Annotated in this window: 20 protein-coding genes; 15 read left to right on the top strand and 5 right to left on the bottom strand. The window is 67.0% G+C overall.

All coding sequences use genetic code 11. The features are described 5' to 3' along the window. Window positions 1–125 precede the first annotated feature (125 nt). The 5 genes from ACZYX4_RS14270 (at window position 126) to ACZYX4_RS14250 (ending at window position 6,684) form a co-directional block, all read left to right on the top strand. Window positions 126–1,937, top strand: coding sequence for an ABC transporter ATP-binding protein (locus ACZYX4_RS14270; protein WP_463877044.1), 1,812 nt, complete (start codon window positions 126–128; stop codon window positions 1,935–1,937). After that, window positions 1,934–2,326: a GntR family transcriptional regulator gene (locus tag ACZYX4_RS14265; protein ID WP_463876974.1), complete on the top strand. Its 393-nt coding sequence runs from the start codon at window positions 1,934–1,936 to the stop codon at window positions 2,324–2,326. Before ACZYX4_RS14270 ends, ACZYX4_RS14265 begins: the two co-directional genes overlap by 4 nt. 89 nt (window positions 2,327–2,415) lie before the next feature. Next, window positions 2,416–5,403 (top strand): excinuclease ABC subunit UvrA, encoded by a 2,988-nt coding sequence (gene uvrA / locus ACZYX4_RS14260; RefSeq protein ID WP_463876972.1) that lies wholly within the window; start codon window positions 2,416–2,418, stop codon window positions 5,401–5,403. Window positions 5,404–5,513: 110 nt separating this feature from the next. After that, entirely contained in the window at window positions 5,514–6,029 is a 516-nt protein-coding gene (locus ACZYX4_RS14255; RefSeq protein ID WP_463876970.1) for an HAD hydrolase-like protein, read from the top strand. After that, a complete protein-coding gene (locus ACZYX4_RS14250) occupies window positions 6,016–6,684 on the top strand; it encodes a lysophospholipid acyltransferase family protein (RefSeq protein ID WP_463876968.1) in 669 nt (222 codons plus the stop codon). Before ACZYX4_RS14255 ends, ACZYX4_RS14250 begins: the two co-directional genes overlap by 14 nt. Before the next feature lie 146 nt (window positions 6,685–6,830). Here the strand turns inward: ACZYX4_RS14250 and ACZYX4_RS14245 are convergent, their stop codons facing one another. Both ACZYX4_RS14245 and ACZYX4_RS14240 read right to left on the bottom strand, forming a co-directional pair. Continuing rightward, on the bottom strand, window positions 6,831–8,333 hold the full coding sequence (locus tag ACZYX4_RS14245; protein ID WP_463876966.1) for an HNH endonuclease signature motif containing protein: 1,503 nt from the start codon (window positions 8,331–8,333) through the stop codon (window positions 6,831–6,833). A gap of 1,043 nt (window positions 8,334–9,376) precedes the next feature. Next, entirely contained in the window at window positions 9,377–9,784 is a 408-nt protein-coding gene (locus tag ACZYX4_RS14240; protein WP_463876964.1) for an SRPBCC domain-containing protein, read from the bottom strand. Window positions 9,785–10,127: 343 nt separating this feature from the next. Here ACZYX4_RS14240 and uvrC point away from each other — a divergent pair, with 343 nt between their 5' ends. The 10 genes from uvrC (at window position 10,128) to ACZYX4_RS14190 (ending at window position 20,254) form a co-directional block, all read left to right on the top strand. Continuing rightward, complete coding sequence (uvrC, locus tag ACZYX4_RS14235; protein WP_463876962.1) at window positions 10,128–12,158, top strand: excinuclease ABC subunit UvrC; 2,031 nt, start codon at window positions 10,128–10,130, stop codon at window positions 12,156–12,158. Between the two features lie 136 nt (window positions 12,159–12,294). Further along, window positions 12,295–13,218, top strand: coding sequence for an RNase adapter RapZ (gene rapZ / locus ACZYX4_RS14230; RefSeq protein ID WP_463876960.1), 924 nt, complete (start codon window positions 12,295–12,297; stop codon window positions 13,216–13,218). Next, entirely contained in the window at window positions 13,218–14,237 is a 1,020-nt protein-coding gene (locus ACZYX4_RS14225) for a gluconeogenesis factor YvcK family protein (protein WP_463876958.1), read from the top strand. Before rapZ ends, ACZYX4_RS14225 begins: the two co-directional genes overlap by 1 nt. A 10-nt stretch (window positions 14,238–14,247) precedes the next feature. Further along, entirely contained in the window at window positions 14,248–15,228 is a 981-nt protein-coding gene (gene whiA / locus ACZYX4_RS14220; protein ID WP_463876956.1) for a DNA-binding protein WhiA, read from the top strand. 171 nt (window positions 15,229–15,399) lie between these two features. Then, window positions 15,400–16,023 carry a superoxide dismutase gene (locus ACZYX4_RS14215; RefSeq protein WP_354186470.1) on the top strand — a complete coding sequence of 208 codons (624 nt, stop codon included), beginning with the start codon at window positions 15,400–15,402 and terminating at the stop codon, window positions 16,021–16,023. Window positions 16,024–16,306: 283 nt separating this feature from the next. Further along, entirely contained in the window at window positions 16,307–17,317 is a 1,011-nt protein-coding gene (gap, locus tag ACZYX4_RS14210; protein WP_463876954.1) for a type I glyceraldehyde-3-phosphate dehydrogenase, read from the top strand. A gap of 10 nt (window positions 17,318–17,327) precedes the next feature. Continuing rightward, complete coding sequence (locus tag ACZYX4_RS14205; protein ID WP_463876952.1) at window positions 17,328–18,554, top strand: phosphoglycerate kinase; 1,227 nt, start codon at window positions 17,328–17,330, stop codon at window positions 18,552–18,554. An 80-nt stretch (window positions 18,555–18,634) separates the two neighbouring features. Continuing rightward, window positions 18,635–19,450, top strand: coding sequence for a triose-phosphate isomerase (gene tpiA / locus ACZYX4_RS14200; RefSeq protein ID WP_463876950.1), 816 nt, complete (start codon window positions 18,635–18,637; stop codon window positions 19,448–19,450). Between the two features lie 49 nt (window positions 19,451–19,499). Then, window positions 19,500–19,757: a preprotein translocase subunit SecG gene (gene secG / locus ACZYX4_RS14195; protein WP_463876949.1), complete on the top strand. Its 258-nt coding sequence runs from the start codon at window positions 19,500–19,502 to the stop codon at window positions 19,755–19,757. 116 nt (window positions 19,758–19,873) lie between these two features. Further along, window positions 19,874–20,254 carry an RNA polymerase-binding protein RbpA gene (locus tag ACZYX4_RS14190; protein ID WP_463876947.1) on the top strand — a complete coding sequence of 127 codons (381 nt, stop codon included), beginning with the start codon at window positions 19,874–19,876 and terminating at the stop codon, window positions 20,252–20,254. A 70-nt stretch (window positions 20,255–20,324) separates the two neighbouring features. Here the strand turns inward: ACZYX4_RS14190 and pgl are convergent, their stop codons facing one another. Genes pgl through zwf form a run of 3 tightly spaced genes read right to left on the bottom strand, consistent with a single transcriptional unit; the run spans window position 20,325 to window position 23,633 of the window. Then, window positions 20,325–21,131 carry a 6-phosphogluconolactonase gene (gene pgl, locus ACZYX4_RS14185; RefSeq protein ID WP_463876945.1) on the bottom strand — a complete coding sequence of 269 codons (807 nt, stop codon included), beginning with the start codon at window positions 21,129–21,131 and terminating at the stop codon, window positions 20,325–20,327. Beyond that, window positions 21,121–22,062, bottom strand: a complete 942-nt coding sequence (locus ACZYX4_RS14180) for a glucose-6-phosphate dehydrogenase assembly protein OpcA (RefSeq protein ID WP_463876944.1) — start codon at window positions 22,060–22,062, stop codon at window positions 21,121–21,123. The genes pgl and ACZYX4_RS14180 overlap by 11 nt, the downstream gene beginning before the upstream one ends. Next, window positions 22,059–23,633, bottom strand: coding sequence for a glucose-6-phosphate dehydrogenase (gene zwf / locus ACZYX4_RS14175; protein WP_463876942.1), 1,575 nt, complete (start codon window positions 23,631–23,633; stop codon window positions 22,059–22,061). The genes ACZYX4_RS14180 and zwf overlap by 4 nt, the downstream gene beginning before the upstream one ends. Window positions 23,634–23,638: the final 5 nt, after the last annotated feature.

Genomic DNA, 23,638 nt, shown 5'->3' with positions numbered 1-23,638 from the left:
CGCCCTCCGGCGGCCGCAACGGATCCCTCCGGGTGGTGTCCGGCGGGGACGCCGGGAACGGCGGCCGGTTCCGCTGGCGCACGGCCGGACGCCTGCTTGGGCTGTTGCGGCCATCGACGTGGCGGATGGTCGGCGCCGTCGCCGCCACCTGCGCCTTTGTGGTGCTCAATGTGGCGGCGCCGAAAATCCTGGGCGACGCCACCGACGTCGTCGTCGAAAGTGTGGTTGGCGGTTCCTTCGACCAGGAAAAGCTGGGCGCCCTGCTGGCGGCGGTGTCGGTCATGTATCTGGGGGCCTCCGTCTTCAGCTGGATCCAGGGAGCCCTGACGGCTGTGGCGGTGCAGCGGCTGGGCTACGGGCTGCGGGCCTCGGTGGAGGGGAAACTGCACGTCCTGCCGTCCAGCCATTTTGACGTCCAGCACCGCGGTGACGTGCTGAGCCGCGCCACGAACGACGTCGACAACATCGCCCAGGCCCTCAACCAGCTGCTCAACCAGCTGATCCTGTCGCTGCTGATGCTCTCCGGGGCGCTGGCCATGATGCTGTGGCTCTCCCCGGTCCTGGCCGTGATCGCGCTGGTCTCCGTTCCGGTGTCCACCCTCATCACTGTCCTGGTGGCCAGGAACTCCCAGGCGCATTTCACCGAGCAGTGGGGCAGCACGGGCGAGCTGCACGCACAGCTGGAGGAATTCTTCACCGGCCACGAGGTCATCAAGGCCTTCGGACGGCAGGAGGCGGCCGCGGCCAGTTTCAAGGACGGCAACGACAAGCTGTGCCGGGCCAGTGCCCGTGCCCAGTACGTGTCCGGCGTCGTGCAGCCCCTCATGGTCCTGGTGTCCAACCTCAACTACATCGCGGTCGCCGTCGTCGGCGCGCTCCAGGTCCTGTCCGGCGCCCTGACCCTCGGCGGCCTCCAGGCCTTTTTCCAGTTCAGCAGGCTCTTCAGCGTGCCGATGGGGCAGATCGGCGGCATGCTGACCCTCATGCAGTCCTGCATCGTGTCGGCCGGGCGGGTCTTCGAGCTTCTCGATGCACCGGAGATCCCGCCGGAACCTGCCCCGGCTCCACCGGCGGGTGCTGGGGCGGGACCAGAGGGGACCTCCGCTGTGGCTTCCGCCACCGGGCAGGCGGGGACGGGGCAGGCAAGGACCGGAGTTCCGGTGTCCGCGGCCGCCGGCCGGGTCACGTTTGAGCATGTCACCTTCGGCTACCGTCCCGGCACGCCCGTGGTCCGGGACCTGTCCTTTGTCGTGGAGCCGGGACAGACCGTGGCGGTCGTGGGGCACACCGGCGCCGGAAAGACCACCGTGGTGAACCTCCTGATGCGTTTCCACGAACTGGATTCCGGCCGGATCACGGTCGACGGGGCGGACATCGCTGGGCTCCCGCGGGATGAACTGCGGGCCAATTTCGGCACAGTGCTGCAGGACACGTGGCTGTTCACCGGCACCATCCGGGACAACATCGAGTACGGCCGTCCCGGCGCGGGCGACGCCGACATTGTCGCTGCCGCGCAGGCCAGCCACGTGGACCAGTTCGTCCGCGCCCTGCCCGGGGGCTACGCCACGATGCTCGGCAACGACGGCGACTCGCTGAGCCTCGGCCAGCGCCAGCTCATCTCGATCGCCAGGGCACAACTGGCCGGACGCAGCATCCTGGTCCTCGACGAGGCCACCAGCTCGGTGGACAGCCGCACCGAGGCGCAGATCCGGCAGGCCATGCGGCGGCTCCGGCAGGGACACACGAGCTTCGTGATTGCCCACCGCTTGTCCACCGTCCGGGACGCTGATCTAATTCTCGTCATGGACCAAGGACAGATCGTTGAACAGGGCACCCACCGGCAACTCATGGCCAGGGGCGGGCTGTACCTGAACCTGTACGAGGCGCAGTTCGCCCGCCGCGAACACCGCAAGCACACCCCGGAGCCCGGACAGTGACCCCCGCCGGGACGTCAATCACCCCGTTCCCCGGTGCCTGGCGGCCCAATCCGGGCAGCTCCGTCCCGCTGTTCGAACAGCTCCGGCTCAACATCATTGAACGGGCGGACAACGGCACCCTTGCGCCCGGGACCAAGCTTCCTGCCGTCCGGAGCCTTGCCGGCGAACTGGGCGTCGCCCCGCATACCGTGGCCCGCGCCTACAAGGAACTGGAGGCGGCCGGCGTCGTGGTGACCAGAGGCCGGAACGGGACAGTGGTCTGCGCCCGGGACGAGGCGTGGAGCTCCCTTTCCGCTGCCGCCGCCGGGTTCGCCGCCGCCGCCAGGGCCCAGGGCGCCAGCTTCGCCGAGGCCGTGCAACTGCTCGCCGCAGCCTACGACCGCGAGTAGCGCACCTTTAACACATCGGACGGCCTCACCGGGCCGGCGGCGCGGCCGGGAATGGAAATTCGAAGAAGTTTTCGATTAGCATTGGTAGCGTGCCTAAAGCCGTAGCTGAAGATCCAGCCGTTGATTCCCCACCCTCCGCAGTTCAGGAGAGCCCAGTTCTGATGGACTCCGTTCCGGTGAGTCCGGTAAAACCGGGCCGCGCGGAGGAATCCCGCCCCCCGGTGAAACGTCCGGACATGTCCCGGCTCATTGTCAAGGGAGCGCGCGAGCACAACCTGCGCAACGTGGACCTGGACCTGCCCCGCGACTCCATCATCGTCTTCACCGGGCTCTCCGGTTCGGGCAAGTCGTCCCTGGCCTTCGACACGATCTTCGCCGAAGGCCAGCGCCGGTACGTCGAATCGCTCTCCGCCTACGCCCGGCAGTTTCTGGGCCAGGTGGACAAGCCCGACGTCGACTTCATCGAGGGCCTCTCGCCCGCGGTATCCATCGACCAGAAGTCCACCAGCAAGAACCCCCGCTCCACCGTGGGCACCATCACCGAGATCTACGACTACATGCGCCTGCTGTGGGCCCGTGTGGGCCGCCCGCACTGCCCCACCTGCGGGGAGCTCGTAGCGAAGCAGACCCCGCAGCAGATCGTCGACCAGCTCCTGGAACTGCCGGAGGGCACGCGCTTCCAGGTCCTGGCACCGGTGGTCCGCGGCCGCAAGGGCGAATTCGTCGAGCTGTTCAAGGAACTCACCGCGAAGGGCTACTCGCGGGCACGGGTCGATGACAAGCTGATCCAGCTGAGCGATCCCCCCAAGCTGGGCAAGCAGTTCAAGCACACCATCGAAGTGGTCGTGGACCGCCTCGTGGTCAAGGAAGGCATCAGCCAGCGCCTCACCGACTCCGTGGAAACCGCACTCGGCCTGGCCGAGGGGCGCATCCTCGCCGAATTCGTCGACCTTGATGATGACGATCCGGAACGGATCAGGGCGTTCTCCGAGCACCTCGCCTGCCCCAACGAGCACCCCCTCGCGATCGACGAGATCGAACCCCGCTCCTTCTCCTTCAACAACCCCTTCGGCGCCTGCTCGGCCTGCAGCGGCATCGGCACGAAGCTGGAAGTCGATGAGGAACTCATCATTCCGAACGGTGACCTGTCCCTCTCGGAGGGAGCCATCGCGCCGTGGTCCCTCGGCACCGCCACAACGGAGTACTGGAACCGCCTGCTCGGCGGTCTCGCCAAGGAACTCGGCTTCTCGATGACAACCCCGTGGGACAAGCTCTCCGAGGACACCCGCCAGACCGTGCTGCACGGCAAGGACCACAAAGTCGTGGTGCAGTACCGCAACCGCTTCGGCCGGGAACGCAAATACAGCACCGGCTTCGAGGGCGTTATCCAGTACGTCCACCGCAAACACCTCGAAACGGACTCGGACTCGGCCCGCGACCGCTACGAGGAGTACATGCGGCAGATCCCGTGCCCGGCCTGCAAAGGCGCGCGCCTGAACCCGGCGTCGCTGTCCGTGCTGATCAATGGCAAGTCCATTGCCGAGGTCGCCGCCCTGCCGATGCGCGACTGCGCCCATTTCCTGGACAACCTCGTGCTCACCGGCCGCGAAGCACAGATCGCGAACCAGGTCCTCAAAGAGATCCAGGCCCGCCTGACCTTCCTGCTCGACGTCGGCCTGGAGTACCTGAACCTGGAGCGCCCGTCCGGCACCCTGTCCGGCGGCGAAGCCCAGCGCATCCGGCTGGCCACCCAGATCGGCTCCGGCCTCGTGGGCGTGCTCTACGTCCTGGACGAGCCGTCCATCGGCCTGCACCAGCGGGACAACCGCCGCCTGATCGAGACCCTCACCCGGCTGCGGGACCTCGGCAACACCCTGATCGTGGTGGAACACGACGAGGACACCATCCAGGAAGCCGACTGGGTGGTGGACATCGGACCGGGAGCCGGCGAACACGGCGGCATGGTGGTGCACTCCGGGTCCTACAAGGAGCTGCTCGAGAACACCGAATCGCTCACCGGCGACTACCTCTCCGGCCGGAAAAAGATTGAGATCCCCAAGAAGCGCCGCAAATACGACAAGAAGCGCGAACTCAAGGTCATCGGTGCCAAGGAGAACAACCTCCTGAACGTGGATGCGACCTTCCCGCTGGGCCTGTTCACCGCGGTCACCGGCGTCAGCGGCTCCGGCAAGTCCACCCTGGTCAACGAGATCCTTTACAAGGTCCTCGCCAACAAGCTCAACGGCGCCAAGCAGGTGGCGGGGCGGCACAAGTCCATCCAGGGCCTCGAGCACCTCGACAAGGTGGTCCACGTCGACCAGAGCCCGATCGGCCGGACCCCACGGTCCAACCCGGCCACCTATACGGGTGTCTTTGACAACATCCGAAAGCTCTTCGCCGAGACCACCGAGGCCAAGGTCCGCGGTTACCTGCCGGGCCGGTTCTCCTTCAACGTCAAGGGCGGCCGCTGCGAGGCGTGCTCGGGCGACGGCACGCTGAAGATCGAAATGAACTTCCTGCCGGACGTCTACGTGCCCTGCGAGGTGTGCCACGGTGCCCGGTACAACCGCGAAACCCTGGAAGTCCACTACAAGGGCAAGACGATCGCCGATGTCCTGAACATGCCGATCGAGGAAGGCGCGGAGTTCTTCGCTGCCTTCTCGCCGATCGCCCGGCACCTCAGGACCCTCGTCGACGTCGGGCTTGGCTACGTCCGGCTGGGCCAGCCCGCCACGACGCTCTCCGGCGGCGAGGCGCAGCGCGTCAAGCTCGCCGCGGAGCTGCAGAAACGCTCCAACGGGCGCAGCATCTACGTGCTGGACGAACCCACCACGGGCCTGCACTTCGAGGACATCCGGAAGCTGCTTCTGGTCCTCCAGGGCCTGGTGGACAAGGGCAACACGGTCATCACGATCGAGCACAACCTTGACGTCATCAAAAGCGCGGACTGGATTGTGGACCTGGGTCCCGACGGCGGGTCCGGCGGCGGCCGCATCGTCGCCTCCGGAACCCCGGAAAACGTGGCCAAGTCCACGGAAAGCCATACGGCGGCCTTCCTCGCCGAAATCCTGGCCTGAGGCAGCCCCGGCGCCGGTGCCTCCACGGAGGCACCGGCCCCCACCGCAGATACATTCCCACTGGGGCATGCGAGTTTCTGGCTTCCGCGCTCTCGTGAGAAACTAGGCCGGTGACGCAAACAACAGTGCCCGTAATCTTCGACCTGGACGGCACTCTTGTCGATCCGGCCGGGGGGATAGCGGACGGAATCGCAGCGGCCCTCACCGAACCCGGACTCGGCGTTCCCGATCAAGCCCTGCTGGATGCCATGATCGGCCCCAAACTCAGCCATTCCCTGACGGACATCGCCGTCGCCACCCAGAAAACCGAAGGCATCGCCCGGACCGTCCTGGAGCACCACGGCATTGCCGCCCTCTTCCACACCCTGATGGTGGGGGACCGCGTGCAGGACGTGGCCGGAGCGGCTGCCAACGGAATCGACTGCATCGGCGTAGGCTGGGGCTTCGCTCCGGACGGCGAACTGGACGCGGCCGGCGCGGTGGAGATCGTGCACAGCAGCGCGGCCCTCCACGAGACCATTTCCCGGCGGGATCCGGGAAGGGCCAACGCCGTGACACCACACGCAGTGACCACTGACCCGATGACCGACGCCGTAAACGAGGTGCACACCGATGGCAATGTTTGATGCAATCCGCTGGACCACGCGGGGCCTGGTGACCTCAACCTGCCGGCCCACGGTCATCGGACTCGAAAACGTGCCCACAGAGGGCCCGTTCATCGTGGCCCCCAACCACCTGTCCTTCCTGGACAGCGTGATCGTCCAGGCGCTGATGCCGCGCCCCGTGGCCTTTTTCGCCAAAGCGGAATACTTCACCGGCGGCGGGGTCAAGGGCAAGGTGATGAAGTCCTTCTTTGAGGCTGTCGGCTCCATACCGGTGGAACGCGGCGAACAGGCCGCCAGTGTCCAGGCGCTCAAAACCCTGCTGGAAATCCTTGAGTCCGGCAAGGGCATCGGCATCTACCCCGAGGGAACGCGTTCCCGCGACGGCATCCTCTACCGCGGCCGCACCGGGGTCGGCTGGCTTGCCCTGACCACGGGCGCCCCCGTCATCCCGGTCGGACTGATCGGCACCGAGCACCTCCAGCCCGCGGACAGCAAATCGGTCAAGCCGCAGCACTTCACCATGAAAGTCGGCGCACCGCTGTACTTCAACAAGACCGGGCCGGACCACTCCCTGCCGGCCCGCCGCCAGGCCACCGACCGCATCATGGACGCGATCGCGGAACTCAGCGGCCAGGAGCGCTCCACCAGCTATAACCAGAGCAAGACCATTGAGTAGGCACGTCGCCTAAGTCCTCGAGCGGGCCGGCATATCACCCTTCTGCCGCGGTACTGCGGTTCGTGAAGCACCCGGGAGAAACCCCTGGTGCCGGTTTGCCACAATCTTGCCGGGGATTACCTCGCTCGAACGCCCGCAATCCGCGGTCAGGCGTGTTGGGCAAGGAAGACTTCCAGGGCCGATTCGTCGAGGTGTTCATAGAAGACAAGGTCGGCGGTGTCTGTCTCCGTCGCCAGGATGTGCGGCCAGTCGGGTGGTTCCCAGTCCTGCTGTTCGCTGGGATAGTGCCGCCCGGACGGGGAGGTCCACCCGGGCGGTTTGTCTTTGCTGGCCCCGGCCGGTGTCCAGGCCGAGCCGTGTTTGAGCCGGTGGTGTTTGGGGCACGGCTGTCCGAGGTTGGAGATCCCGGTGGTGCCTCCGTCGGCCCAGGCCAGGAGGTGGTCTGCGTCGTTGTCCAACGAGTGGTTGCTGCAGCCCGGGAAGGGACATCGGCCGTCGCGCAGGTGCAGCCACTGGCGCATAGCCTTGGTGAGGCGGTAGCTGGTCCGGCCGATTTCCAGCGGGGCCCCGTCGCGGGGGTCTGTCAGGACCCGGTAGAAGGACCCGGCGCCGCCGGCGACCAGTCGGCGGGCCATGGACGGCGGGATCGGCCCGTGCCCGTCCAGGACCGCCGGTTCCTCCCCGGCGCCCAGCAGGGACAGGACCGGGACGGTGATCAGGACCTGCGCCCGCGGCGACGGCACACCCCCGCACACGCCCTCTCCATCAGTGCCGGTCCCACTGGTGAGGAGCCAGGTGGCGGCCACATCCGCGCGGAGCTGGGTGAGGGTCCGGGCCTCGTCCGGGCCCTGGAGGGCGCGGGCGGCGGCGGTGGTCCGTTCCCAGATCCCCGCGGCGGTGCCGGCCGGGAGGTAGGTGTTGAGCCAGGCCATGCCGTCCCGGTCCGGGACGTACTCGATCCGCCGGTCCGCGGCACACTTGGTGTGGCGTTTCTCGATGCTGACCGGGTGGTGGCGTTCGCGCCAGGTGCGTGCCTTGGTGCGGAACCGTCCCGGGACGAGGTCCCCGGCCGGGCACCCGCGGGCCGGGTCGGGCGCGCCGGGGTCCAGGAAGTGCGCTTCGAGTCCGGCCGCCCCGGCCGGATCCAGGCCGGCGGTTTCGTCCACGATGATCCGGGCGTGGGCCCAGGAGATCGTCCCGGCCTGCAGGGCCGCCAGGGTCAGCGGCAAACCCTTCGTCAGGGCCTGGCAGTCGTCCAGGAATGCCCCGGCGGTCCGTTCACCCACGGTCAAAACACACGCGACCTCAGCCCTCACCGCCATCTCCTGGCCTGTTGCGTCGTGCGGGGACGCGGCCGGTGGCGCCAAAGCCAGGGTGGCCTGCACATAGGCCGCGGCCACCCGTACCTTCAGCGCCGCAAGGCGGGCCTCCGACCGGGCCACCAAGGCCAGACCGACCAGGCAATCATCCGCCAAATCCCGCAGCGGATCGTCCCACAGCGGATCGGCGCCAGGCGGACCAGCGGTATCAGAGCCGGACACATCGAGGCGGTCAGCGCCGGCCTCGGTGACGGAATCCAGCGCCGCAGCCAACGCCGCGACAGCTGCCAGGGCCTCCCTGCCCTCCGCACTCCAGTCCGTGCTTTCCATAAACCCAGATTACTGCGAGGCACCGACAAAGAAGGGGACTCTGCGGGGTTGCATCGGACGTATGATCCGCTTGACTTGAGACCGTCCCGAGAGGCGGACGGGCGCACTCCTTGGCCCTGACATATTTTTGTGGATCGCTTCGCTGAGTGGCGCTCCTTTCGCAGCGCTAGTTGGCAGACGGCGTGAGTGTTGTCTTAGTCGACGCATCCGAGACATCCAGCCAATTTTGGCCGCGTCTTCCGGGACTGAGTTGCCGTCCGCGGGTTCGCCACGTCGCGACCACTGCTTCCCGGGCCCTCCGCGTAACGCGTTCTGCTACTTTGCACACATGACAACGACGGAAATCGAGTCCTTCCACCACGCTGGCGCTAAGGTCGGCGCGCTGATCCGCCACCGCTCAGAAGATTTGCTTCAGACAACGCTTGCCTTCAGGGTCAAAGGCGGACCCGTCGTCCACCTCGTCCAGGAAACCCGCTTCGCCACCAATGTGTTCGATTGGAGCGCATACAGGTATATCGATCATCCCCAAACCTCCAATGTCGAAGTTCGAGCGGCGGAGCCCCCGCCACGACGAGACAGTGCCAACACCCCGATCCCCAGCTATGCCGCCCATCTGGTCCTGACGGACTTTCTGGCAACCACCGCTCCGCGACGAGAGTTCCGCCAATTCCACGAAGACGACCCCTCGGCGACAGCCTCCGCAGCGTTCGTACGCCATGGAACCGAGACCATCCAGACACCTTGGGGGCCGCGAGAGGCCCTAAAGATTGTCTTGGAGGTCGATGGGAACGACGGGAACACGTTCTGGTGTGGCGACGGAGTGCCGGTGAAGTCGGACTGGCAAGGCGCAACGTCCTACGCCACCACTGATACTGATTTCGTGCTGCGGGGCCTAGACGCCAAAGTGCTGTCCATCCTGAAATCAGCCCTTACGGGAATGGGGAGAAGGCGAACATCCCGACGCCGCCGACAGAGAACCAGGTCAGCGTCCATGGCTGCCCAACGCACCCCTCATAGGCCGCGGCGAGTACCGCGATCCGGACTTAGGAGTCCGTGAGTCCGTCATATGTGGACCAGAAGTCGGCCATGGACCGGGGCTGACCCAGGAGCAGCGCTTCAAGGTACAGAAGGTGTGTGTGCCAACCAGGCAGGTAGTCGACGGCCGCGTTTCCGAGCCCGTCGTGCTGCAGCACCAAGTGTGTTGACTCGCCGGCTGGAGTGAGCACAATCCTGACATGCGAGGGTGGTTCGTCTGGGAACTCCCATGTCATGCCAAGAAGTCGTTCCGGTTTAGACTCCTGAATACGGCTGGTGCAGCAATAGCCTTCGGCATGCTCAATGGTTACGGAATTGCCGACGACGAATTCCCCGGAAGTCAGTTTCCCCAACCAGCGTGGCAACGCCTCGGGGTCGGTGAGGCCCCACCACATGTGGTCCGCAGGCACGGCCATAGACCAGCTGTGAGACACCCGTTCATTCGCAGCATGAAGCGAACTCCCTATGAGTGGCATAACCGGAGCCTAACGCAGCGGTAGAACTCTGCCGCACGTGCGGCCGCTGTTCGAGGCCCCGGCTGTCCGGACGGACCCCAGGCTCGGGGTCGCGGACGTCCGGCAACGCCCATGGTCTGGCTCCATGAGTCAAACAACCGCGCCTGAAATGCGGACCAGCCCGGGCCAGCATGCACTGGCTCCAGCGGAACCCTGAACCATGCTGACCACCCGCCCGCGCCCTTCCGGGCCCGCGGTGTCCGCACCGTCCAGGGCGCCGCCGCAGTCTCAGTAGACTTGGACTGTGGCAGATCCAGCGAGTTACCGACCCCAGACGGGTGAGATTCCGACCAATCCGGGCGTGTACCGCTTCCGCGACCCGCACGGCCGGGTCATCTATGTCGGCAAGGCCAAGAACCTCCGTGCGCGGCTGAACTCCTACTTCGCCAACCCGGCCGGGCTGCTCCCCAAAACGTATGCGATGGTCCATACGGCCAGCAGCGTCGAGTGGACCGTCGTCGGCAGCGAACTCGAATCGCTGCAGCTCGAATACACCTGGATCAAGGAATTCAAGCCCCGGTTCAACGTGATGTTCCGGGATGACAAAAGCTACCCGTACCTGGCCGTCTCGATGGGGGATAGGTACCCCCGCGTCCAGGTCCTGCGCGGCGAACGCCGCAAGGGCACCCGCTACTTCGGCCCGTACACCGCCGGTGCCATCCGCGACACCATGGACACCCTGCTGCGCGTTTTCCCGGTCCGGAGCTGCAGCACGGGCGTCCTGAAACGGGCCGAAGCCAGCGGCAGGCCCTGCCTGCTCGGATACATCGACAAGTGCGCCGCCCCCTGCGTCGGCCGCATCTCCGCCGAGGAGCACCGCGCCCTGGCGGAGGACTTCTGTACCTTCATGGGCGGCGAGGCCAAGCCGTTCGTCACGCGGCTGGAAAAGGACATGGCCGCCGCCGTGGCGGAACTGGACTACGAGCAGGCGGCGCGGATCCGCGACGACATCGTCGCGCTGAAGAAGGTTTTCGAACGCAACGCTGTCGTCCTCGCCGAGGGTACCGACGCCGATGTTTTCGCCCTGCACGAGGACGAACTCGAAGCCGCCGTGCAGGTCTTCCACGTCCGCGGCGGCCGGATCCGCGGCCAGCGCGGCTGGGTCGTTGAAAAAGTCGAGGACTCCACCACCCCGGACCTCGTCGAGCATCTGCTCCAGCAGGTCTATGGCGAGGAAGCCGGTCTCCAGGGCAGGCTGCCCCGCGAGGTCCTCGTCCCGGCAGAGCCCAGCAACGCCACGGAGCTGGCACAATGGCTCAGCGGGCTGCGCGGGGCACGGGTCGATGTCCGCGTGCCGCAGCGCGGGGACAAGGCCACCCTGCTCTCCACCGTCCGGGATAACGCCGAGCACGCCCTCAAGCTCCACAAATCCCGGCGCGCCGGCGACCTGACCCTGCGGTCCCAGGCGCTGCAGGAACTCCAGGAGGCCCTCGAGCTGCCGGTCGCGCTGATGCGGATCGAATGCTATGACATCTCACACGTCCAGGGCACCAATGTGGTTGGTTCCATGGTGGTGGTCGAGGACGGGCTGCCGAAGAAGTCCGAGTACCGGAAGTTCTCCGTCACCGGCGCCGCCGCCACGGACGACACCGCGGCCATGCATGATGTGCTGACCCGGCGGTTCCGCAACTACCTGCAGGAGAAGACGGTCCATGCCGACGCCGCCCGGCAGCCGGGCCATCAGGCCATGCTCAAGGCCACGGCCGACGCCGCCGTCGCGGCGTCTTCTTCCGTGGCCGTCGCTGACACCACGACCCCCGCGCCGCGGACCAGGTTCGCCTACCCGCCCAACCTCGTGGTGGTCGATGGCGGCAGGCCGCAGGTCAACGCGGCCGCCCGGGCACTGGCCGAACTGGGCATCGAGGATGTCTACGTCGTCGGGCTCGCTAAACGGCTCGAGGAGGTCTGGCTGCCGGACAGCGACTTCCCGGTGATCCTGCCGCGGGCCTCGGCCGGGCTGTACCTGCTGCAGCGCATCCGCGATGAGGCCCACCGCTTCGCAATCTCCTTCCACCGGCAAAAGCGCGGCAAGGCGATGACCGTCTCAGCGCTCGACGGCGTGCCCGGCCTCGGCGAATCCAAGCGCAAGGCCCTGCTCGCCCAGTTCGGCTCGGTCAAGAGCATTAGGACGGCGAACGTTGAGGAACTCACCGGCGCCAAGGGGATCGGCCCGTCCCTGGCTGCGGCGATCGTCAGGCACTTCACCGACGACGACGGCGGCTCCGACACTGTTCCCGCCGTCAATATGACCACCGGCGAAATCCTGGACACTTAGCTAGCACCGGCAAACATGGCTAGGGTAGGGACTTGGGAAACGGCGTGCGTGCGGAGATTCAACCGGATTCAACCCGGCGCGGCCGCTTCCCTTCCTAAGACAGAACACGACAGCACAGCAGAACGGGGCTTCACTGATGGCAGAGTCGACGGCAGGATCCGGCACGGAGCCGGACGGCATGAGGCCGGTCAAACCAGTCGAGGCCGAACTGCTTGTGGTGACCGGCATGTCGGGAGCCGGCAGGAGCACCGCGGCCGATGCCCTGGAGGACCACGGCTGGTACGTCGTGGAAAACCTCCCGCCGCAGATGCTCGGCACACTCGCGGAAATCGTGTCCCACGCGCCGGGTTCCATTTCCAAGCTCGCGGTCGTGATGGACGTCCGCAGCAAGGAACTGTTCGCCGACATCCGCACTTCGCTGCGCAATCTGGAAGCCAGCGGCGTCGGCTTCCGGGTCCTGTTCCTTGACGCGAACGACGACGTCCTCGTCCGCCGCTTCGAGCAGGGCCGGCGCCCCCACCCGCTGCAGGGCGGCGGCAGGATCCTGGAGGGCATCGCCGCCGAACGCGAACTGCTGCACGAACTCCGCACCTCCGCCGACATCGTGCTGGACACCTCCACGCTGAACGTCCACGGCCTCGCCACCGCGATCACCGAACTGTTCAGCGAAACCGGTCCCGTGGCCCTCCGGCTGAACGTGATGAGCTTCGGGTTCAAATACGGACTTCCCGTCGACGCCAACTTCGTCGCCGACGCCCGCTTTATCCCCAACCCGCACTGGGTGCCGGCGCTCCGCCCGCACACCGGGCTGGACCAGGACGTCAGCGACTACGTGCTGGCGGCGCAGGGAGTCAGTAACTTCGTGGAACGCTATGTGCTCGCCCTCGAACCGGTCCTCGACGGCTACCGTCGGGAGAACAAGCACTATGCCACCATCGCCGTCGGCTGCACCGGCGGCAAACACCGCTCCGTGGCCGTCGCCGTCGAGCTCTCCCGCCGGCTCGCGCAGTACCCGCGGGTCACCGTGACCACCACCCACCGGGACCTGGGCCGCGAGTAATGGCGCTGCTCACCGGCTCATTGCCGCTCGTCCCTCCGGCCAGTGCCGCCTTCGCCAGCCAGCAGGACAAGGGTCCCTCCGTTGTGGCGCTCGGAGGCGGCCACGGCCTCGCCGCCTCGCTGTCCGCGCTGCGCCTGCTCACGTCCGAGCTGACCGCCGTCGTCACTGTCGCGGACGACGGCGGCTCCTCAGGAAGGCTGCGCGAGGAGTACGGCGTCCTGCCGCCCGGCGATCTCCGGATGGCACTGTCCGCGCTTTGTGACGACACCGACTGGGGCCGCACCTGGCGGGATGTTATGCAGCACCGCTTCGCGCCCGGCAAAGGCCGTGGCGGTTCCCTTGACGAACACGCCATGGGCAACCTGCTGATCGTGACCCTGTGGGAGCTCCTGGGCGACACCGTGGCGGGCCTCAAATGGGCCGGCGCGCTGCTGGGTGCCCGCGGGGAAGTCCTGCCGATGTCCAGCGTCCCGCTGACCATCGAGGGCCAGGTCCGGGTCACCGCACCGGACGGCAGCCAGGCGCTGCAGACCCTGACCGGACAGGCTAAATGCGCCGTCGCCGGCACGCTGGAACGCGTCCGGCTGATGCCCGAGGATGCCCCCGCCTGCACCGAGGCGCTCACCGCGATCGAACTGGCCGACTGGGTCGTCCTGGGCCCCGGCTCCTGGTACACCTCCGTGCTCCCGCACCTGCTGCTGCCGGAAATGCGCCAGGCGCTCTGCAACACCACCGCCCGCCGCTGCCTCACCATGAATCTCGCCACGGACACCAAGGAAACCCTCGGAATGTCCGCCGCCGACCATTTGCGGGTGCTCCGGGAGTACGCCCCGGACTTCACGATCGACGTCGTCCTGGCCGATCCGGCCTCCGTGACGGACCGCGCCGACTTCGAACAGGCGGCCGGGATGCTCGGCGCCGAGGTGGTGTTGGGTAAAGTGGGTGCGTCGAGCCGCCGGCCGATCCACGACCCGCTGCGTCTGGCAACGGCGTACCACGACATTTTCGGGAACAGGTAGGAAAGGTGCCATGGCACTGACAGCATCAGTCAAGGAAGAACTTTCCCGGCTGGACATCAAGAAGTCCTCGGTCCGCAAGGCTGAAGTGTCCGCCATGCTTCGCTTCGCCGGCGGACTGCACATCATCTCCGGCCGGATCGTGATCGAGGCCGAAGTCGACCTTGCCTCGACCGCGCGGCGGCTGCGCGCCGCCATCGCCGAGGTCTACGGGCACCCGAGCGAAATCATCGTTGTGTCCGGCGGCGGGCTGCGCCGCGGCAGCCGCTACGTCGTCCGGGTGGTACGCGACGGCGAGGCCCTCGCCCGCCAGACCGGCCTGCTGGACGCCCGGGGCCGCCCAGTCCGCGGCCTGCCCTCGGCGGTGGTGAACGGATCCGCCGCCGACGCCGAGGCCGTGTGGCGTGGCGCCTTCCTGGCCCACGGTTCCCTCACCGAGCCCGGCCGGTCCTCCGCCATGGAGGTCACCTGCCCCGGCCCCGAGTCGGCCCTGGCCCTGGTGGGCGCGGCCCGCCGGCTCGGCATCCAGGCCAAGGCGCGCGAGGTCAGGGGAGTGGACCGCGTGGTGATCCGCGACGGCGACACGATCGCCGCCCTGCTGACCCGGATGGGCGCCCATGATGCGCTCATGGTGTGGGAGGAGCGGCGGATGCGCAAGGAAGTACGGGCCACCGCCAACCGGCTGGCCAACTTCGACGACGCCAATCTGCGGCGTTCGGCGCAGGCTGCGGTCGCTGCGGGCGCCCGCGTGGACCGTGCGCTGGAGATCCTCGGCGACGACGTCCCGGACCACCTCAAGTACGCCGGTGAACTCCGTGTGGCGCACAAACAGGCCAGCCTTGACGAACTCGGCCGCCTCGCGGACCCCGTCATGACCAAGGACGCGATCGCCGGGCGGATCCGCCGGCTGCTGGCCATGGCGGACAAACGCGCCCAGGACCTCGGCATTCCCGGCACGGAAGCCAATGTGACGCCGGAAATGCTGGACGAGTAGCCCCTGCACGAAACTTCTGCAGAATCGGATCGGGCCGGCGGGAATACCTCAGGGGAACCGGAGGCTATGCCCACTGGATTCCGATCCAGAGACTTCCGGGTGCCACAACATCCGGATGCACAATCCGAGAGTTACCCAACGGACAACCAGTCCACGACATTGGAGGATTTTGTGACCGAGTACGTTCTGCCCGAACTCAGCTACGACTACGCAGCGCTGGAGCCCCACATTTCCGCGCGGATCATGGAGCTGCACCACAGCAAGCACCACGCCGCCTACGTGGCCGGCGCCAACAACGCCCTCGCCCAGCTGGCCGAGGCACGCGAGAAGGGCGACTTCGCCAACATCAACCGCCTCTCCAAGGACCTCGCGTTCCACACCGGCGGGCACATCAACCACTCGGTGTTCTGGAACAACCTGTCCCCGGACGGCGGCGACAAGCCCGAAGGCGAGCTGGCAGCCGCCATCGACGACGCGTTCGGCTCCTTCGACGCGTTCCGCGCCCAGTTCAGCGCCGCGGCGCTGGGCCTGCAGGGATCAGGCTGGGGTTTCCTGGCCTACGAGCCCATCGGCGGCAACCTCGTCATCGAGCAGCTCTACGATCAGCAGGGCAACGTCGCGCTCGGCACCACCCCGCTGCTGATGCTGGACATGTGGGAGCACGCCTTCTACCTGGACTACGTCAACGTCAAGGCCGACTACGTCAAGGCTTTCTGGAACATCGTGAACTGGGCCGACGTCGCCAAGCGCTTTGACGCCGCCCGCAAGAACGCCACCGGCCTGATCACGCTCTAGGACCACCCTGGCCGTGCCCGTGTAACGCACGTTCACGCGATTGTAACAACGTTCACCATTCGGGCTGCCCGGCCCAAATCGTGGACGGTCTGCCCCCGCACTTGCGGGGGCAGACCAAGTTAAACGTAAGATGGGTCACGGAAGGCGGTTAGCCTTCAGCAATGTGGCTGGTCGCCCTCCGATCTGGTAATCATCTCTGCCCAATGGCGTGCGGGATCTGTTAGTTGGCTTGAGCGCCTTCTCAACTAATCGTGCTTGCAAGAGCACCAAGGAGACTGAAAACGTGACCACCCGTATTGGTATCAACGGCTTCGGCCGTATTGGCCGCAACTACTTCCGCGCCGCACTTGCCCAGGGGGCGGACCTCGAGATCGTGGCCGTGAACGATCTCACCAGCCCGGAAGCACTGGCCCACCTCTTCAAGTACGACTCCGTGGGCGGACGCCTGAAGGAGAGCATCGAGGTCAAGGACGGCAACATCGTCGTCGACGGCAAGACCGTCAAGGTCCTCGCCGAGCGCGATCCGGCCAAGCTGCCCTGGGGCGAGCTCGGCGTTGACATCGTGATCGAATCCACCGGTTTCTTCACCAAGGCCGCCGACGCGCAGAAGCACATCGATGCCGGCGCCAAGAAGGTCCTGATCTCCGCCCCCGCCAAGGGCGAGGACATCACGATCGTGCTGGGCGTCAACGAAGGGCTGTACGACCCCGCCGCGCACCACATCATCTCCAACGCCTCCTGCACCACCAACTGCCTCGGCCCGCTGGTCAAGGTTGTCAACGACGCGTTCGGCATCGAACACGGCCTGATGACCACCATCCACGCCTACACTGCCGACCAGAACCTGCAGGACGGCCCGCACCGGGACCTCCGCCGCGCCCGCGCCGCCGCCATCAACATGGTCCCCACCTCCACTGGTGCCGCCAAGGCAATCGGCCTGGTCCTGCCGGCACTCAAGGGCAAGCTCGACGGCTACGCCATCCGCGTCCCCGTCCCCACCGGCTCCGCAACGGACCTGACCGTCGTGGTCTCCCGCGAAACCACCGTCGAGGAAGTCAATGCGGTCCTCAAGGCCGCCTCCGAATCGGCCGAGCTCAAGGGCCTGCTGACCTACACCGACGAGCCGATCGTCTCCTCGGACATCGTGGGCGACCCGGCGTCCACCATCTTCGACTCCGGCCTGACCAAGGTGATCGGCAACCAGGTCAAGGTTGTTGCCTGGTATGACAACGAATGGGGCTACTCCAACCGCCTCGTGGACCTCACGGAGCTCGTGTCAGCCAAGCTGGGCTAGGGTAAGACCCATGACATTCCACACCCTCAACGAACTGATCGCTGATGGTGTCCGCGGGCGGTACGTACTGGTCAGAAGTGACCTGAACGTGCCGCTCGACGGCTCAACAGTGACTGACGACGGCCGCATCAAGGCCTCCCTGCCAGTGCTGGAGAAGCTCACGGACGCCGGTGCCCGCGTGCTGGTCACAGCACACCTTGGCCGCCCCAAGGGCGCGCCCGAGGACAAGTACTCGCTCAAGCCCGCCGCGGCGCGGCTGGCCGAGCTTGCCGCCTTCAAAGTCTCCCTCACGGACGACACCGTCGGGGAGTCCGCCAGGGCATCCGCCGCGGCGCTGCAGGACGGTGAAGCCCTCATCCTCGAAAATGTGCGCTTCGACGCCCGCGAGACGTCCAAGGACGACGCCGAGCGCGGCGCGTTCGCGGAGGAACTGGTGGCCCTCACGGGTTCCCACGGTGCCTTCGTGGACGATGCCTTCGGTGCCGTGCACCGCAAGCATGCCAGCGTGTACGACGTCGCCACCCGGCTGCCGTCCTACCAGGGCGACCTGGTCCGCACTGAAGTCGAGGTGCTGCGCAAGCTCACCACGGACACGCAGCGCCCCTATGTCGTGGTGCTGGGCGGTTCCAAGGTCTCGGACAAGCTCGCCGTGATCGAGAACCTCATCGGCAAGGCAGACACTATCCTGGTCGGCGGTGGCATGCTGTTTACCTTCCTCGCCGCCGCGGGCCACAAGGTGGCCGGCAGCCTGCTGGAAGAGGACCAGATCCCGGTCGTGCAGGAGTACCTCAAGCGCGCCGCGGCCGCGGGCACCGAGTTCGTGGTTCCCACCGACGTCGTGGTGGCCAGCAAGTTCGCCGCCGACGCCGAGCACGAGACGGTGCGGGCGGAGGCGATTGAGGGCAGCAGCTTCGGCGCGCAGGGCATCGGACTGGACATCGGACCGGAATCAGCGGCAGCCTTCGCCGAACGGATCAAGGGCGCCAGGACGGTGTTCTGGAACGGCCCCATGGGCGTGTTTGAGTTCGCGGCTTTCGCGGCGGGCACCCGGGCCATCGCCCAGGCCCTGACCGAGACCGGGGCGTTCACTGTGGTCGGTGGCGGCGATTCCGCCGCGGCGGTCCGGACCCTCGGATTCGCCGATGACCAGTTCGGGCACATCTCCACCGGCGGCGGCGCCAGTCTCGAGTACCTTGAAGGCAAGGAACTCCCCGGCCTGAGCGTCCTGGACCGCTAGACCCTCCAGCCGGCAGGGCGCCCGCCCGTGACGGGGCGCCCTGCCGGCTGTTCCACTGCTACGAACTTTTGGGAGACCTCGTGACTACTTCAACCAATGGCACATTCGACCGCACGCCCTTCATCGCGGGCAACTGGAAAATGAACATGGACCACGTCCAGGGCATTACCCTCCTGCAGAAGCTGGCCTGGACCCTCTCCGACGCCAAGCACGACTACAGCCGGGTGGAGGTCGCTGTCTTCCCGCCGTTCACCGATCTCCGCGGCGTCCAGACGCTGGTCCAGGGCGACGAGCTCAACATTGTCTACGGCGGCCAGGATCTTTCCCCGGCCGACTCCGGCGCCTACACGGGCGACATCTCGGGGCAGTTCCTCGCCAAGCTCGGCTGCGGCTACGTCCTCGTTGGCCACAGCGAACGCCGGACCATCCACCACGAGCCGGACGAGGTGCTGAACGCCAAGACCAAGGCAGCCTTCCGGCACGGCGTCACCCCGGTGCTTTGCGTCGGTGAAGGCCTGGAAATCCGGCAGGCCGGAACCCACGTCGACCACACCCTTGCGCAGCTACGCGCCGGCGTCGAGGGCCTCACCGCCGAGCAGGCCGCCGGGCTCGTCGTCGCCTACGAGCCCGTCTGGGCCATCGGCACCGGTGAAGTTGCCGGGCCAGAGGACGCCCAGGAAATGTGCGCCGCCATCCGTGCCGAACTCGCCACCCTCTTCGGCGCGGACGTCGCCGCCAAGACCCGGCTGCTCTACGGCGGCTCGGTCAAGGCCAACAACGCCGCCTCGATCCTCAAGGAACGCGACGTGGACGGATTGCTGGTCGGCGGTGCCAGCCTGGACGCCGCTGAGTTTGCTAATATTGTCAGGTTCGAGAGTCACCTGCTGACGGATTAGTCCGGACACTGTTGTGGCCCCCGCAATCCAAATCTTCTGAAAGGCCGTCGTGGACGTTCTTCATGTCATTCTGCAGGTCCTCCTGGGTATCACCAGCCTCCTGCTGACCTTGCTCATCCTGCTCCACAAGGGTCGTGGTGGCGGTCTGTCCGACATGTTCGGCGGCGGCATGAGCTCCGGTCTCAGCTCCTCCGGCGTGGCCGAGCGGAACCTGAACCGCTTCACGGTCATCCTCGGTATCACGTGGGGCCTCGTGATCGTGGGCCTTGGCCTGATCATGCGGTTCAACGGCGGCGGCGACTCCTAGGCCGTTTCCGAAAAACTCCATATGGGGTCCTTGTACCCGTCCCTGCATCGGGAACTCCGAATTACACTATGGCTGACTGCACGCGCAATCCGACCCCCAGTAGCCAGGAGTTCCCGATGCTGCATTCCGCCTCCGGTTTCCGGGGCATCCGCGTAGGTGCCATCGAAGGTGCCTCGCCCCGCCACGAACCGCTCGACGGCACCGCGGCCCGCACACCCCGGGTCCGCGTCACCTACCGCTGCGCCAAAGGCCACGAGAGCCCGCTGGTCTTCGCCCAGCTGCCCGATGACCAGATCCCCGGGGTCTGGGACTGCCGCCGCTGCGGCGGAACGGCCACGCGGGACGAGGCGCTGTTTGCCCTCGATGACCTTCCGGTGGAAGGCTTCAAGAGCCACCTGGAATACGTTAAAGAGCGGCGCTCCAGCCAGGACGCCGAAGACGTGCTGGCTGGAGCGCTCGAGAGACTGCGCGCCCGCCGGGCCCTCCCGGAGGGATAGCACGGAGGGATAGCACGGGGGATAGCACGGGGGGATAGCACGGAGGGATAGCACGGGGGGACAGAGCCGGTTAACTCTTCCTGACCAGCTGCTCCGGAACCCGGGAGGCCGCGTTTTCGTCGATCAGCCAGAGGGTTTCGTTCCTGCCGCGCGGGCCGGCCGCCGGCACCTGCACCGGGTTGGCCCCCGCAAGGGCCAGCCCCACGGCCCCGGCTTTGTCCTCGCCGGCGACGACCATCCAGATGTCCGACGCCGTGTTGATGGCGGGCAGCGTCAGGGAAACCCGCTGAGGCGGCGGCTTGGGGGAGTTGCGGACGCCCACCACGGAGAGTTCCTTCTCCCTGATGCCGGCCTGTTCGGGGAAGAGCGACGCGACGTGTGCGTCCGGACCCACGCCGAGGAGGACGATGTCGAAGCGGGGGAGCGCTGAGGGGTGCTCCGGCCGGTCATCGGACATGTCCGCGGCGTGTTCGGCGGTGGCCGCCTCGCTGAGCTGGCGGGCATAGTCCGCGGCCGCCTCCTCCGGAGTGTCGAAGTCGCTGGCGGATCCGGGCACGTGGATCCGCGCCGGATCCGCATCGATGCGCGAGAGCAGCGCCTCGTGGGCCTGGCGGGTGTTGCGTTCAGGGTCGTCCGCGGCGACGAAGCGCTCATCTCCCCACCAGAAATTGACCTTGGACCAGTCGACGGCGGGGGACGCCGGCGACTCGGCCACGGCCTTGAGGGAGCCGATGCCCATCGACCCGCCGGTCAGCACCACCGTCGCCTCGCCGTGTTTGTCCTGGATGTCCACCAGCTTGGTGATCAGGCGGGCCGCGATGGCTGCCATCAGGACGGACGAGTCGGGATGGATGCTCACTCTGGGCTCAACGCTCACTGGGACGGACACTCCTTCGATTGGTACGTGGCAGTCCAATAGTAATCACTTCACCGAAGACTTCGTCCGGATCGAGGCGGCGCAGTTCTTCGGCCAGGCAGTCCTTGAGGCTGCGGCGCGGCAGCGAGATGCGCTGCACCGGCTGCCCCGGCTGGCTCAGTTCCGCCACGGTAAGGCCCGGCCGGAACAGCTGCACGTCGCCGGCGGTGCGGGTGAGCCGCACACGCCGGATTCCGGTGCCGGCCGGGTCCGCGACGACCGTGACCGGCGCGTCCAGGGCCAGCGTGAGCCAGGCCGCGAGCAGGATCGTGCTGGGGGAATCCGAAGCGCCTTCGACGGCGACCGCCGTCACCGGCGAGCCGTTCACCTGGTCCAGGACCGCGGCGAGCTGGATCCGCCAGTTGGTCAGCCGGGTCCAGGCCAGATCCGTGTCACCGGCCTTGTAGGTGCGGCGGATGTTCTCCAGTGCCCGCTGCGGGTCGTTCTCGTTGGCCGAGTCCATGATCCTGCGGTGCGCGATCCGGCCGATGGAGGTCTCGGAAGCGTTCTTCGGCGCGCCGTGCGGCCACCAGGCCACGATCGGAGCATCGGGCAGCAGCAGGGCCGCGACGAGGGATTCGCTTTCCTCCGCGAGCTCACCGTAGCCGCGCAACAGGATGACCTCGGAGGCTCCGGCGTCGCCGCCCACCCGGATCTGCGCATCGAGCCTGGTCGGGGCCTTGGCGCCGGCGTCGGTGAGGACGATGATCCGGCAGGGGTGTTCCCGGCTGGCTTGGTTGGCGGCCTCGATGGCCTCCTCTTCCAGCCCGGACTTGGTGATGACCACGAGGGTCAGCACCCGGCCCAAGGCGATCACGCCGCCCTGCTCGCGCAGCGCCATGATCTTCTTGGAGATTTTGGAGGTGGTGGTGTCGGGAAGATCTACGATCATGGCCTTCTCCAGCTTCGTCCGTCGCGGGCAAGGAGCTCGTCGGCGGAGGGGGGTCCCCAGCTTCCGGGGGCGTAGGGTTCGGGCTGCTCGTCCAGGGACGCCCAGTAGTCCTCGAACGGGTCGAGGATCTTCCAGGACAGTTCGACTTCCGCGTGGCGCGGGAACAGCGGCGGCTCGCCGAGCAGCACATCGAGGATGAGCCGTTCGTAGGCCTCCGGGCTGGATTCCGTGAAGGAGTGGCCGTAGCCGAAGTCCATGGTGACGTCGCGGACTTCCATCTGCGTGCCCGGGACCTTGGACCCGAAGCGGATGGTGGCGCCCTCGTCGGGCTGGACCCTGATCACGACGGCGTTCTGGCCGAAGTCATCCTCGCCGTGATCGGTGAAGAGCAGGTTGGGGGCGCGTTTAAGCACAACGGCGATCTCCGTCACCCGGCGGCCCAGCCGCTTGCCGGCGCGCAGATAGAACGGCACCCCGGACCAGCGGCGGGTGTGGATGTCGACCCGGATCGCGGCGAACGTCTCGGTGGTGGAGTCCGCGGGGATGCCCTCCTCCTCGAGGTAGCCGACCACTTTTTCGCCGCCCTGCCAGCCGCCGGTGAACTGCCCGCGCGCCGAGTGGGTGGAGAGGTCCTCGGGGAGCCGGACGGCGGCGAGGACCTTTTCCTTCTCAGCGCGGAGGTCGTCGGCGTTGAAGGAAATCGGTTCTTCCATCGCGGTCAGCGCCAGGAGCTGGAGCAGGTGGTTCTGGATGACGTCGCGGGCCGCGCCGACGCCGTCGTAATAGCCGGCACGGCCGCCGGTGCCAATGTCCTCGGCCATGGTGATCTGGACGTGGTCCACGTAGTTCGCGTTCCACAGCGGCTCGAAGAGCTGGTTTGCGAAGCGCAGCGCCAGGATGTTCTGCACCGTCTCCTTGCCCAGGTAGTGGTCGATCCGGAAGACCGCGTCCGGCGGGAACACGGACTCGACGATGTCGTTGAGCTGGCGCGCCGACTCGAGGTTGTGGCCGAACGGCTTCTCGATCACGACGCGCCGCCACTTGTCACCCTCGGCCTGGGCCAGGCCGTGCTTGGACAGCTGCCGGCAGACCAGCTCGAAGGCGTTCGGCGGAATGGAGAGGTAGAACGCGTGGTTGCCGCGGGTTCCCCGCTGCTCATCGAGTTCGTCAATGGTGTCGCTGAGCCGCCTGAAGGCGTCGTCGTCGTCGAACTCGCCCTGCACGAAGCGGATGCCCTCGGAGAGCTGCGTCCACACCGTTTCATCAAACGGGGTGCGGGCGTAGGCCTTGACCGCGGACTTCACCTCGGCGGCGAAGTCCTCGTTCTCCCAGTTCCGCCGGGCGAAGCCGACCAGGGCGAAGCTGGGCGGGAGCAGCCCCCGGTTGGCCAGGTCGTAGACGGCCGGCATGAGTTTCTTGCGGGCGAGGTCCCCCGTGACCCCGAACAGGACCAGCGACGACGGTCCGGCAATACGGTTCAGGCGGCGGTCCCGCGGGTCCCGGAGCGGGTTGCGGGCAGAGCCTCCCGAACGCGTCGCGGAACTGCGGCCGCCATTGTGTTTGTCTGGCATGGTTG

Source organism: Pseudarthrobacter leeuwenhoeki, from assembly GCF_055412885.1.
Note: the sequence above shows the minus strand (reverse complement) of the source record. Positions and strands in the feature narration are given on the sequence as shown.